Origin of the sequence: Polaromonas sp. 39-63-25, from assembly GCF_002278925.1 — a bacterium.
Lineage (GTDB): Bacteria > Pseudomonadota > Gammaproteobacteria > Burkholderiales > Burkholderiaceae_C > Polaromonas.
Genome location: NZ_NCJH01000006.1, coordinates 676361 through 690664 on the forward strand (window position 1 = coordinate 676361; position 14304 = coordinate 690664).

Sequence of the window (14304 nt, forward strand, 5' to 3'; positions counted from 1 at the left end):
TTCCATTTCTAAATCATCCGTGCACTTTGTCGGCTTCGCTAGCCGTACGTTTGTACTGTCGTCGCTTCGCCTTCGCGTTCACGAATGATTTAGAAACGGAATAAGACCTTTTTTGCGCGTGCCCCAACCGGCGCCTGCGCATCCACCCAGCTGAAAAGCCACCCGTCAGCGGGCGGCTCCGGGAATTACTGGATGCCCTGCACCGGCGTCACGGAGCTCTCGCGCACAATCAGCCAGCGGTCGCCCACCCGCTCCCATTGCAGGGTTTTGGTCACCACGTCACGGTAGTTGGCCGAGCGGTAGGTCTGCCGGAAGGTCGCCGTTGCATGGGTGGCGTCGGGCGTGGCGACCGACAGTTCACTCACTTCCACAGAAATATCAACGGCGCGCCCCAAAACCGCCTTGCGCTTTTCTTTCCAGGCGTCCCGGCCACCCTCGTTGGATGGCACAAACCCGGGCGCATAAAAGCCAAGGTAAGCATCCACATCCCGCCTGGACCAGGCCGTGCGCCAGCCTTCCACGGCATTGCTGATCTCGCTGCTGCTGCCGGCCTCTGGCATCGCGGACGGCACGGGCTCCGCAACGGGCGCCGGTTTGGGCACTACCGAGGGTGGTCTCGGCTGCATCGCGGGCCTGACGGCCGGCGCAGGCGCCAAGGCCTGCTGCGCGGCACGCTCGCGTGCATTGGCCAGGGCGGTCTGCTGTTCCAGCGTCCGCCGGAGTTCGCTACTCCCGGAATCAGCGGGCGGTGCCACGGGTGCAGGGGGCGGCGCGACCGGAGTGGCCGGTTTGACCGGTGTCGCCACCGGTGCAGGGACTGGCGCCAGACGGCCGCCCGCAGGGGGCAAAGGCGTCGCAGCCGGTGCAAAAACCTCCTGGACCGCACGCTCGCGCGCGTTGAACAGTGCGGTCTCCTTCACCTGATCGGCGGCCCGCTGGATCAAGGCGCCCTTGTCCACCACATACACGCTGACAGGCTCGGCCGGGCAGTGCTGCGAAGCGTCTTCGCCGTCGTTCCATTGATCCAGTCCGGGGAAACCACCGGTCTCGATTTTGGACAGTTCAAGGGCTGGCAGCAAGGTGCCCAGACCTGCCTGCGTTCTGGCGTAAGCGATGTTGAGGTCCTGCTCGGCGTTGGCCACCGCACGCTTGGCCTGGAAAAGTTCGTTTTCCGTATCCAGCAAATCCAGCAGCGTGCGCTGACCGATGTCAAATTGCTGGCGGTAGGCATTGCGCGCTTTCTCGACAGACACCTTGTTCTGGTCAAGATAGCCCAGCTGCTCCTTGAGCTTGCGCTGATCGTTGTAAGCGATCAGCAGCGTCTGCCGGATGTCGCGGCAGGTCTTGTCACGCAAATCCTTGGCCACATTGAGCTGCTCGGCAAACTGGCGCTCCTTTGCCCGGTCGCCGAAGCCGTTGAACAGGTTCCAGCTCATGATGACTTCAGCCACGGTGGCGTCGGTATTGCCCGAGACACCGTTCAGGTTGGCGCCCTGCTCGCGGCGCAAACGCAGATCGAAACGCGGCTGGTACGCGCCGCTGCGGGAAGCCAGTGCGGCATTGGAAGCACGCACGTTTTCGATCGATGCGCGCAAGGCACCATTGCGCTGCTGCGCGCTGCGTATGGCACCGGACGCATCCTCCGGAATATCCCGCATCAACGGCGCAGGCACGGGCATGTCCCGCGTTGGCATCAGGCCCACAATGCGCTGGAAACGCGCCGTGGTGTCGTGCAAGTTGGAGGTTTCGGTCAGCAGGTTGGACTCGGCCATGGCCAGACGCGCGGCGATCTGCTCCAGATCGACGGCCCGCGCCACTTTGGCCTTGACACGGCGCTCTGTCTGGTCAAAAACCGAGCGGTGCTGGACAAAATTATCCTCGGCCAGGCGCAAAAGCTCCCGATAACGCAAGACATCGTAATAGGCCTTCACCGCTTCGAGTGCCACACTCTCCGACGTATCGAAAAACTCGAACAGACGAACCAGACGGGCATGGTCAAGCCGCTTGACGTCGTTGCGCGTGGCAAAGCCGTCGTAAAGCAACTGGGTGATGGTCAGGGAGGCCGAATTGCGGTCGAAGCGGGTGCCCACCGTGGTCGGAGTGCTACGCCGCTCCGCGCCGCTGCCGGCTGCAAGATCGACCTTGGGCAACAAGGCTCCGGCGCCAGCATCACGCTCGCCATCGGCAGCCTTGATGGTGTGCCAGCGCGCGAGAACTTCAGGATTGTTCAGTACCGCATTCTGTGCGGCTTCCTTGAGCGTCAGCGGTTTGCCTGTTGCCTGGGCAAACGCCGGAGCCGGAAACACAAGCGGCAGGGCGCCGAACCCAACACCGGCAAGCATCAGCGCGATCAGGGTGTTGTTCAGGCGGCAGGGCACAGCAACGCGCTGGCCATGCGAAAAGGTGCCGGCCACAAGAGGGGCCAGCATGGACGCTCGCAAGTTCATGCGATCCATGGCTTCGCCGTTACACTGACAGAAACCGACGTGCAGGCAATGGCCGCCGGGGTCAGCATGGCAAAGCTTTTGGGTTGCTTTTCTGGCATCTTCTTACTCTTTGCTACAAAGGGACGCGCACTGTGCAGACTGCGAAATGATTCGGCCATGAACCTGAGCGATGGAAAATCATTCGAAATCAGGTTAACAAATCACCGTTAGTTACTGTTTTATATAGATATTTTCATGTTAACGCAGGATTTTCCGAAGAGCAATTAATATCCGGGCGAATTTCACCACTGCGGCGAAAACGAAACACTTGAAGCACCTTCCCAAAGCCGCCCTGATTGTCGTGCTGCTCGTTCTCGGGGCAATGAAGGTTGCTGCGGTTGATTTTGACCGTATGCAAAGCGTCCTGACCCAGCGCTTTGGCCCAGCCGCCCGCGAATCGTTCCTGGATTGGCAAAAGCTCCTGCAAGGCAGCGCGGACCAGACGGCACCCGCACAGCTCAGACGGGTCAACGACTTTTACAACCGCCGGATCAGGTTCGGGGATGACCAGCCCATCTGGGGGCAAAGCGACTATTGGGCCACCCCGATGGAAACCTTGGGCAAAGGCGCTGGCGACTGCGAAGACTTTGCCATTGCCAAGTATTTCACGCTGCTGCTGCTCAACATTCCTGACGAGAAATTGCGCCTGATCTATGTGCAGGCCCGACTGGGCGGCGTCAACAGCAGCATCACCCAGGCCCATATGGTGCTGGCCTATTACCCGTCCCCAGAGGCCGAACCCCTGATTCTCGACAACCTGATTGATGACTTGCTGCCGGCCTCGCGTCGCCCGGACCTGCAGCCGGTATTCAGCTTCAACAGCCAGGGACTCTGGCAAGGGACGTCGGGCGCACGAGGCGCCGGAGGCCCCGCCAACCTGACCCGGTGGCAGGAATTGCTCAGACGCGCGCGCGCCGAAGGTTTTGATTGAATTCACTTAGAAACCGCTATAACGAACTGCTCCGAGGGGAATCTTCCATGTCGATGTACCGCCAAATGTGGCTCGCAATCATTCTCAGCACGCTGCTGGCACTGCTGGGTGGCCTGCTGGCGTCCACGCTGAACGCCCGAAGCTATCTGACGGAGCAGCTCAGCGCCAAAAACACCGACAACGCCACCGCGCTGGCACTGGCACTGAGCCAGCAGCGTGCTGATGCGGTCATGGTGGAACTGACGGTTTCAGCCCTGTTCGACAGCGGCCACTATGCCCTGATACGCGTTGTAGACCCTCTTGGGAAAACCATTGTCGAGCGGGTCGCACCGGCCACGGCACGTACCGTACCAACCTGGTTTGTCCAGGCGCTGCCGCTAAACGCAACACCCGGACAGGCGCAGATCAGCAGCGGCTGGACCCAGGTTGGCACCCTGACCCTTGTCAGCAACAGCCATTTCGCCTACCTGGCGCTGTGGAAAAGCGTCGTGCAACTGGTGGCCGCCCTCGGCCTGTCAGGACTGCTAGGCGGCTTCCTGGGAGCCATGATCCTGCGACGCCTTCACGAGCCGCTGCAGCGGGTCATCAAGCAAGCCAACGACATCAGCGAACGCCGCTTTGTGCTGATTGCTGTGCCGGAAGTGCCAGAACTCCGACAACTTGCCCTGGCAATGAACAGCACGGTCACTCGCCTCAAGACCATGTTTGCCGAAGAAGCGCAACGCCTGGAGGTTCTTCGCATCAGCGCCAATTACGACCCGCTCACGGGCCTGGCCAACCGGACCTTTTTTCTGACCCAGTTGCTGGACTCGCTCGACACCGAAGATACGGCGGGCGGCACGCTGCTGCTGGTGCGTCTGGCCAATTATTCCCGGCATCACCAGCGCCTGGGGACGCCGGCTGCCAATGAGCTCCTGAAAGCCTTCGCAGCGGTGCTTGCCCAGCACGCCACACAGGCCCACGCCGTGGCAGCACGCATCGGTGAATCCGATTTTGCGCTGCTGGTGCCAGATCCGACCGGTGCCCACGATGTGGCCAGCAAACTGCTGGAGGCGCTGGTGAAGGCGAGTGCTCCCCTGACCGGAAGTGGGCCTGCCGCCTACATCGGCATGGGCAAGTTGCAGCGCGGACAGGACATGGCGGGTTTGATGGCCCAGGTCTCGGGTGCCATGGTGGCGGCCGAGGCGACAGGCGACAACACCATCCGCGAGGCTGGCGTTGAAACTCCCACCGAAGATGACCATCAAACGGCAGACCTGATCAGGCACGCCCTCGCCAACGGCCAGGTCCGGCAGCTTTCCTTCCCCGTCCTTGACCTGAAGGGCCATCTTGTCTACCGGGACTGCAGCACGGAACTGATGCTGGGCAACACACAAACCTGGCAGCCCAGGCGGCATTTCCGGCAAGTAGGCGAGGCTTTTCAACTGATGCCGCTGATGGATCTGGCGGCCATCCGGCTGGCACTTGGAAAACTGAGCAACGAGCCGGGCCTGGCCGGCTTGGCGGTCAGCCTGTCGCCACGCTCTGTCAGCGAAAAAGACTTTCGCTCGCAATTGCTGGACCTGCTCAGGGGCAACCAGGAGGCGGCTCGCCGCCTGTGGCTGGAGGTGCCGGAAGCCGCGGCTGTCCAGCAGCTCGAAAGTTTTCGCGAATTCGTCGCCGACATCCGGAAAACCGGCAGCCGGGCGGGACTGGGCCAATTTGGCCGGCATTTCAGCCAGGTCGACGCGTTGCACGACCTCGGGCTCGACTTCCTGAAGGTCGACGCCAGCTTTGTCCGGGGCCTGCAACACAGCGCGGCCAACCAGCTTTTCCTCAAGAGCGTGGCAAGCGCGGCCCACAAGATGGGCATGCAGGTCTATGCCGACGGCGTGATCGACCGCGCGGAACTGGCGGCCCTGGAAGAAGCGGGCTTCGACGGAGTATCCGGTCCCGCTGTCAAAGAACCCACCTGACAAGCACCGAACCACCGCTCTGAAAAGAAGCCGCCGGATCCAAAAGATCCGGCGGCTTCTTTTTTTCCGCGACCGGACGCGTCAGTCTGTATTGAGTTTTCCTCTGGTCAGCAAGTCCTGAATCACTTGCTGGTCGGTGGTGTACACGCCAATCATGTCGACACCGGACAGCACAATCCTCTGATCGACGGCGCCCAGAACGGCTGCCGAAGGCGCGCCCACGGCGTGTGGATCGCTGGAGAAACCGCCTGTGCTGCTGATGTGGACGATCGTGTCAGCACCCGACTTTTCGAAGTGCAGGAAGTTCGCCAGATTGTCCTGCCCGAGCAGGGTTCCTGCGGTTTCGCCGACCAGAAGATCACGCAGGTCCAGAACATCCCCTCCCGCCGAGCGTGCGCTGAGATTGAAGTCGGTGATCGTGTCGGTCACGGGTGCTCCTGCCGTGCCGCCATCGTTCAGCTCCCAGCGGAAGATGTCTGCACCCAGACCACCGGTCAGGTTATCGGCACCCTGGCCTCCGATGATCAGATCGCGTCCGTCGCCACCGCTGATCGTGTCTGTACCAGTGCCGCCCACCAGCCGATCGTCACCCGCAGCGCCGGTGAGCGCGTCATTTCCATCACCGCCGTAGACGAAGTCCGAAGAAGCCGTCAGCGTCGGCGTGTTGTTCGCAGCCGTGCCCTCATACGCATTGGTGGCAGACACAAGACTGATCATCTGGTCCACCGTGTGCACACCGGTCGTCGCACTGACACCAATCAATGCCGACTGGGTGGTGCCCACTCCGCTGACCGTCAGGCGGGTTGACAGATCCCAGGCCGAGATGTCGATCGACTGCGTCGTGCCGGTCGTGACCGTCGCGCTATGGCCGGCGCCGTCACTGATGGTCCAGCCGGTGAGCAAGCCATTGACCGTTAGCGTATCGAATGCCCGCGCTGTCACGTCAAGCTGGAAGCTGGTGCCGTCATTGGCAATCGCCACGTCGTGATGACCCGCCTCAACCTGCCAGACCGAACGCACCTGCTCGTTACTCAACACGCTGCTGTAAATGCGCAAGTCATCCACGGCAGCGTTCAGGTACTTGTCGTTGGTGATATTCCGCGAGAAATCGCCATTGACGCCGTTGGTGAAACCGATCCCGAAGACATTGGTAATGGTGCCCGCCAGACCCCCGGCCGTCACGGTACTCTCCAACACACCATCCACCCATATCTGGGTCTGCCCGGTGGCGGAGTTCCGGGTCATGGCGACAAAATGCCAGACGTCGTTGGCGATGACCGTGGTGCTCTTGGCGCCCGCTGTATCCCCCACGTTCAGACCGATACGGCCACTGTTGTCTATCCAACCCCACTGCGCGTCGTTGACAGCGCCGTTCTGCTCCGAACCAATCACGCTGGGGCGGTTCCAGCCGACATCCGTTCCGCCAAATTGCGCCGCATCGGTCGTCGCGTTCTGCGTGGTCTTGATCCAGAAGGACACCGTGGCCGATCCGGTGATGGGTGTCAACTCGATCGGGTCAACAGCCAGAGACGCTCCCTTGCCATCGAACTGCAGCGCCGTTCCCGAGGTTCCGGCATGCCCGGTGACCCAGGTCGGCAGATCGCTGCCATTCGTGGTGTTGGCGTCCGACAGCGTGCCCTTGATGTTCCTGAGTTCGTTGACCGCCGGCACGCCAAAAGCTTCGTCGAAGGTCCACTGGCCGACAGGACGGACAGACAGGATAGGCGCGCTGTCCAGGTCCAGAATGGTCGCCGTGCCCACTGCAACGGAGTTGGAGATCGGACCGGTCGACAGGTTGGCTGTCAGCGTGAAGGTTTCCGAGCTCTCAATACTTTCATCGACCGTGGTGGGCGTTCGAACGAGCACACTGGTCTTGCCGGCAGCAATCACCAGGCTGCCCGAATACGCGGTCCAGGAGGTACCGCCGTTGACGGAATACTCCAGGCCAGGACCGTAGTCAGCGGCGGTGGCAGTCCCATTTCCGGTGGTCAGGGTCACGGTGACATCGTTGCCCGTTTGCGCGCCAAGCCGGATGTCGAACACTGCGTAGTCGCCCTCGACAATCGTTGTGTTGCTGACCACGGCCAATGAGGGCGGCGGGCTCGCCGAGAGGCCGCCTGTGAAAATATGGAAGGTCAGCGTTTGCGACGAACTCGCCGTGGCACTGTTGGAGCCTTCCGTGCCCGTTGCCGTCACACCCAGATCAACCCGCCCGGAATAGTCTTCCGGGAACACCAGATAAGCGGCGGCAAGCGCTGCCGTCGGAATAGTGACGGAACCACTGACCGGGTTGTAGGTGATGCCACCTGAGACGATGCGCGAACCACCCGGCATGTTGGAAATGCGCAGCGACAGGGTTTCCGAGCCATCGGCATCCACCAGGCTGGTCGTGATCTTGCCGGCCAGTGATATCTGCGTGGTTGTCCCTGTCACCGAGTTCAGGTTGGTCGCATTGTCCTGCATCGCGCCCTGGGCCTGCACCAGGCGGATGTCGTCGAAGTAGGCGCCCACACCCTCCCCACTTTCGGCCGAATTGGTACGGATGGTGATCGTGTGATTGCCGGTTGTCGAGAAGTTGAATCCCGCGCGGACGGCCTCCCACTCGAGTGCCGAGTTGACGGAGCCAGCGGCGTAGGTGTAAACCACTTCACCAGCCGTCCCCGCGTCCAGCACCACCTGGAAGCCGGTGCCCGCCACAGGCGCCGCATCCGGCGCGTAGTTCATGCTCAGCTGGTAGACATTCGCGGTGTCGGTGACGCTGATGGTTCGCGTGATGCCCAGTGTCTGGTAGTTCGGGTCGAGTGCAGAAGCACCGTTGGCAGCATTGTCCAGATGCAAGAACACTTTTTGCGAGTCACCACCGGCGGCGCTACCCAGCATGCCACTCGCGATGTATGGCGTGCCGCCAGAGGTCGTGAGCGCATCACCATCGGCATTGAAGTAGAACTGGTTCACCTGGCGACCGGCAGAAGCGCCCGCCGTATCCCCGGTCAATGCCGTGAGCAACGACCAACCTTCGATCGCCGCCGTGCCCAGGGCATGCGTTGCATTGTTGGTGTCGTCAGCGGAACCCGTGAGCGGCCCGACCGATTCCCATGTGGAGTTGAATACCTCCGTGAACGAGTTGACCACACTGAGGTTGGGCGCATCGGCAACCGCCGTGACATTGATGGTGGCCACGGTGCTGGCGCTGGTCGCGCTCGAATTGTCGGTCGCAAAGAAGTTGAAGTTGGTGCTGCCAGCCCAGTTGGCAGCCGGCTTGAAATAAAGCGTCAAGCCTCCCGAACTGGCGGCGTAAGCCACCCCGGTCGACACCGCCAGCGTCATCGCCGGGTCGGTATACAACACACCGTTGGAGGGCGTGCTGCTCAGCGTGAAGCTGGCCACCGTCCCGTTGGGGTCGACAGCAGTCAGCGCCACGGCGATCCCGCCGGCCGCGTCCTCATTACCCGTCGCGCTGGCGACGGTCGCAATTGGATTGCCCGAGGTCGCCATGTTGATCGTCGTGTTCGCAACGTTGCTTGTCAATGCGCCATCCGTCACACTGACCGTGAAGTTGCGTGCCGTCAGGCTGGCGCCGGTGTTGGGGTTGGTAAAGGTGATGGCATTGAGTGCGGTCTGGTAGTTCGCCAGGCTCGACGCCCCGGACAAGGTCACGATGTTGCTGTTCGTGCCGCTGATGACGGCAGTGATGCCAAGACCGCCGGGAATGCCGGCTGTTGAAAGCACATCACCGGCCTGCCAGTTGGTCAACGTGATGGTGGCGCCTGTCAGGTTGGCATTGTCCACATCGGTAACCAGGACATCAGCATCGGTGATCTTGACCGGTGTGGGCGCGGGACCTGTGCTCCGGATGAAGTAGGTCGAGAAGCCGGTGCCGGCGACACTGGCGTCCAGGTCAAGGACCGGCGCATCGTTGACGGAAACCACATTCACCGTCGTTGTCGCCACAGCGCTGCTGAAGGTCCCGTCACTCACCGACACCGTGATGCTGCGAGGGGTCGTGCTCGGATTCTCCGATGTATTGACGTAAGTGATTGCCCGCAAGGCCGCGGCATAGCTGGCGACAGGCGCCGATCCGGACAGGGTCAGGATGTTGTTGTTCGGGCCGGAGAAGGTGTAGGTGATTCCGGCCGCAATCGAACCGATCGAGAGGCTGTCACCGGCCTGCCAGTTGGTCAGCGTGATGACAGCGCTCGAAAGGCTCGTGTTGTCGTCGGCCAGAACCTGGCTGGCCGCAGTGATCGGCACGCCCGCACCGTTTTCGGTGTAGGAAGTGACATAGCCGGTCCCTCCCGTGCCGCCATCAAGATCCAGGGTAGGTGCAACGTCATTGACAGCTACCACGGTGACCGTCGATGAAATCGACAGTGTCGAGGTGTCCACGCCACCGCTGGCCGTTCCACCGCTGTCCGTGACCTGGGTGAGCGTGAAGACCCGATCACCAGCACCCGGGTCGCTGACATTGGTGTTCTGGTAGGTGATGCCATTGACCAGCGCCTGCGTGGCAGCAGTTGACAGCGTGCCGCCCGTCAGCACCACTGTAGCGGTGCCGCCTGTCACCGTCACTGCATAGCCCAGGCCATTGGTGACGGTGGTGCCGGAGCTGTCCGCGCCCAGCGTGATGGTTCTGCCGTCAACAACAATCGATTCACTGGCGCCATCGACCAGACCGGTTATCTGGAATGTCAGGCCCGTGATGCTTTGCCCCGCTTCAATCGTGCTGACGGCCGCACTGCCGAACACAGCCACTGCTGCAGCCTGAACAGCGCCGACCCCTTCGGTGAAAGTCGGGCTCACCGCCGTCGCGGTCAGGGTCGGTGCATCGTTGATATCAATCGCGCTGATGGACACCGTGTCTGTCGCGCTGGAAAAAGCGGTGGTTCCACCGTTGCTGCTGGTATCCACTTTGGTGGCGGCTTCGCCGGACGTGGTGTCCCAGGCCCGGATGGTGAGGCCATCGGCAACCGTGCCCGAAAAGCCCGTCGCAGGCTGGAAATACACCCGCGTGTTGCCGTTGGAGGCCAGCAACAGTGCACTCGTGTCGCTCACCGAGCCCATGACTCGCCAGGTTGTACCGCCGTCGGTCGTGAAATACCAGGTGCCATTGGTGGCGTTGGTGCCCGTAATGGCGATGCCATCGACCGCGCCCGCGTCCACATCGGTCACGCCACCCACCAACGTCGAAACCAGGCTGCCCACGGCGCCCGTCGGAGCCGCTGCATTCTGATTGACTGCACCCAGGGTGAGGACGGTGTCGGTCAGTACCGGCGCGTCGTTCACCGGAGTGATCGTGATGGTTGCAGCGGCCGCAGCGCTGCTCATGGTCCCGGTCGCAGCATCATCTGCTCTGAAGTTGAAACTCGTGCTGCCGTTGTAGTTGGCATTCGGCACAAAATACAGCGTGAGGCTATCACCCGTAGCGGTGTAGTCGGTGGTGATCAATGCTGGCGTTGTCAATGTCGCGTCGGTGTACAAGGTCCCATTGGCAGGAAGGCTGCTCAACTGAAAACGCACGATCGAAGTGTCGTCCCGGCCATTCAACGTGATGGGAATGGATGCTGCATCCTCATTGCCTGTCGCCGTAGCGGCAAACACGCCAGGGGTGGTCGTTGTTGAAAAGGTAATGGACGCCGCCGCGGTGTTGCTTGTATTGCCTTCTGCATCTGTAACGGTGATATTGATGTTCCGTGTACGTGCTCGATTTGCGCCCACGTTGTCGAAGGTCACCTCCCGCAGTGCTGCCTGGTATTCCGCCAAGGTGGCTGTCTGACCGCCAATGGTGCTGATGACCAGTGTGCCCGTACCAGTGTCGTAGGTACTGGTGAACTTGGCTGGATTGATGTTATTGAATGCGAGGGTATCTGTTCCCCTGTCATTGAAGTTGGTGCTGATATCGATCGTTACGCTGGCAATATTCTGGCTGTCAACGTCAGTGATGAGCACATCTGAGTCCACAATTTTTACTGCAGCTTCGCCTCCGGCATAAATGAAAGTGGTTGAGTACCCGGTCCCTGCGGCGCTGGCATCCAGATCCAGGGTCGGCGCATCATTGTTGGCCACAACAGTAACCGTCGATGCCACAGCCGGCGCAGAGGTATCCACGCCGCCATTCAAGGTGCCGCCACTGTCCCGAATCTGGGTCAGGGTGAACGTCCGCACGCCGGCGGTCGGATTATCGACAGCCGTATTTTGATAACTGATGGCATTGACCAGCGTCTGCGCCTGTGCCGCGCTCAGTGAGGCGCCGCTCAAGGTCACCGTCGCGGTACCACCGCTCACCGTTGAGGTAAAGACCAGGCCGTTTGTCGTTGTCCAGCCTGCGACATCAGCTCCCAAATTGATAGTGCGTCCATCAACCACGATGGTTTCACTGGCGCCGTCCTGCAAGCCGCTGACGGTGAAGGTCAGGCTGGTGATGCTCTGTCCGCTTTCAACGGTACTCACCGTCGCGCCGCTAAATACCAGGGCCGACGGCGCCTGGTCACCCGCCGTAGCTGTCTCCGTCACCGTCAGGTTGCGTGCCGTCGCCGTCAGGGTGGGAGCATCGTTGAGCGATACCACATTGACCGTGGAAGAAACCGACAACGCTGTGGTATCCACGCCACCGTCGGTGGTGCCACCGCTGTCCTTGATCTGGGTCAGGGTGAACGTGCGATTGCCGGCAGTAGGCTCGTTCGCATTGGTGTTCTGGTAGGAAATGCCGTTAACCAGGGTCTGCGCGGCCGCAGCTGACATCGAGCCACCCACCAGCACCACTGTCGCGACGCCCCCACTGACAGTGACGATATAACCCAGCCCGTTGGTGGCAGTGGTTCCCGAACTGCTGGCTGCCAGAGTGATGGTCTGTCCATCAACAACAATAGATTCATTGGCGCCATCGACCAGGCCGCTGACGGTGAAGGTCAACCCGGTGATGTTCTGGCCGGCCTCTACGGCACTCACCGTCGCACCACTGAACACTGAAACAGGCGCAGCCTGAGTCAGGCCAGAGCCTTCTGTGAAGTTTGGACTGACCGCCGAAACGGTCATGGTAGGGGCGTCATTGACCGGTGTGACCGTCACATTCACATTCGCAGTCTCGGTGGCCCCACCGGATGTCACCGTATACGTGAACGTCGGTACCACACCATTGAAGTTGGCGGTCGGCGTGAACACCAATTGGCCACCAACCAGGGCTACGCTGCCATTGGTCACCGCGACAGAAGAACCGCCGTCAGTGATCGCGCTCCCGTTAACGGCCGTGACGGTTCTTCCGGCATTCTCGAACGTATCGTTGCCCAGTACATTGATCGTCACCGCGGCGTCTTCGAGCGTTGTCACCGCATCCGCCGTGATATCGACCACAGGTGTCACCGTGAGAGCAATCGTATCGCTGTCGGTCAATGTCCCGTCGCTGGTCAGCACCGTCAAGGTCGCAGCGCCATGGTAGTCGGCTGTGCTGGTATAGCTCAGGCCATTCAGGGCCCCGTTGATCGCCGCAGCTGTTCCGCTGATGGTCACGCTGCCGCTGCCATTGTTGGTGATGGTGGCTCCTGCAAAGGCAAGCGCCGTCAATGTCCCATTGGTCACGCTGACGGTCGTCGTCAGGGTACCGCTGTCGACGTCGGACACCGTGATGGCGTTGCCGTTGGCCGTGCTGAACACCTTGCTGGCGTCCTCGGTCATGGTCTGCCCTCCGGGCACCGTGTTGATCGGCGCATCGTTGACTGCTACGACACTGACCATTTTGCTGGCTACGGTGCTCAGGTTGTTCAGCGCCTGCCCATCGTTGACAACGTAGTTGATCGTCCTGGCTGTCGTGGACGGGGTGTCGCTGGTATTGGTGTAAGTCACGCTGCGCAGGGCGGCCTCGTATTGCGCAACTGTCGCGGTACCACTGAGGGTCAACACGCCGGTTGTCGCGTTGTAGCTGCCCGTAATGCTTCCCATGGTTGTGAAGCCCAGTACATCCTGGCCGGTGGCAAAGCCACTTCCAATGGAGACTGTCGCACCCGTCAGGTTGGTATTGTCCACATCGCTGACCGTGATACCACTGTCGATCACGACCGGGGTAGAAACGACGTTGTTGCCTTCGGTAAAGGTCGTCGTTCCGCCACTCACCGTACCAATGGGGCGATCATTGGCGCCGTTGACCGTCACCGTCAGGGTCTGTGTCGAAGTTGCCCCCGCCGTGTCCGTCACCGTCGCCGTAAACACGTCCGTCGGCGTGCTGCCCGCCGGCAGGGCGTTTACTGCCGCCGCGTTGACCACGTAGGTGTAACCGCCTGTTGATGCGTTGAGCGTCAGCGTGCCGTAGGTGCCGACCTGAGCGGTACCGCCTCCCACGCTCCAGGTCTTGCTGTCACCCGTGTCCACATCGGTGGCGCTGAAGCTGCCCGTCAGGCTGGTGAAGCTATCGCTCGCCGCCGTGTCCGTCACCGTGCCGGCAACAGCGCCCGCGGCCACCGGGCCGTCGTTGCCGCCCTGGATGGTGATCACGAGGTTGGCCGTGCTCGTGGCACCAACCGTGTCCCTCATCGTGTAGGTGAAGGTGTCCGACCAACCGTGTCCCTCATCGTGTAGGTGAAGGTGTCCGTCAGGGTGTTGGCGCTGGTCCTCAGTGCGTTGACCGCCGCATTGGCGTTGTTGACGACGTAGGTGTACGTGCCGTCGGCGTTGAGCGTGACGCTGCCGTAGGTGCCCACCAGGGCGCTGCCCACCGTGCCACCCGTGATCGCCGACACCGTCTTGGTGTCGCCGCTATCCACGTCAGTATCGTTCGTGAGCACGTTGCCCGTGGCGTTGCTTCCCGCGGCCGTTCCAGCTTCAACTGCCGTGCCCGTATCGGCGACGGCCACCGGGCCGTCGTTGCCGCCCTGGATGGTGATCACGAGGTTGGCCGTGCTCGTGGCACCAACCGTGTCCCTCATCGTGTAGGTGAAGGTGTCCG

The 14304-nt window shown here is 61.5% G+C and carries 5 protein-coding genes; 2 read left to right on the plus strand and 3 right to left on the minus strand.

Annotation, left to right across the window (positions count from 1 at the left end; genetic code table 11):
- Positions 1-185 precede the first annotated feature (185 nt).
- Positions 186-2429 carry a TolC family outer membrane protein gene (locus tag B7X65_RS09720; protein ID WP_293594084.1) on the minus strand — a complete coding sequence of 748 codons (2244 nt, stop codon included), beginning with the start codon at positions 2427-2429 and terminating at the stop codon, positions 186-188.
- A gap of 325 nt (positions 2430-2754) precedes the next feature.
- Here B7X65_RS09720 and B7X65_RS09725 point away from each other — a divergent pair, with 325 nt between their 5' ends.
- A complete protein-coding gene (locus tag B7X65_RS09725) occupies positions 2755-3417 on the plus strand; it encodes a transglutaminase-like cysteine peptidase (RefSeq protein ID WP_293594085.1) in 663 nt (220 codons plus the stop codon).
- Between the two features lie 47 nt (positions 3418-3464).
- Entirely contained in the window at positions 3465-5372 is a 1908-nt protein-coding gene (locus B7X65_RS09730) for a LapD/MoxY N-terminal periplasmic domain-containing protein (RefSeq protein ID WP_293594086.1), read from the plus strand.
- Between the two features lie 81 nt (positions 5373-5453).
- Here the strand turns inward: B7X65_RS09730 and B7X65_RS09735 are convergent, their stop codons facing one another.
- The gene (locus B7X65_RS09735; RefSeq protein WP_293594087.1) at positions 5454-13853 is read right to left on the minus strand and encodes a tandem-95 repeat protein; all 8400 of its coding nucleotides are present in this window, start codon (positions 13851-13853) and stop codon (positions 5454-5456) included.
- Between the two features lie 35 nt (positions 13854-13888).
- Positions 13889-14284, minus strand: a complete 396-nt coding sequence (locus B7X65_RS09740; RefSeq protein ID WP_293594088.1) for an Ig-like domain-containing protein — start codon at positions 14282-14284, stop codon at positions 13889-13891.
- Positions 14285-14304: the final 20 nt, after the last annotated feature.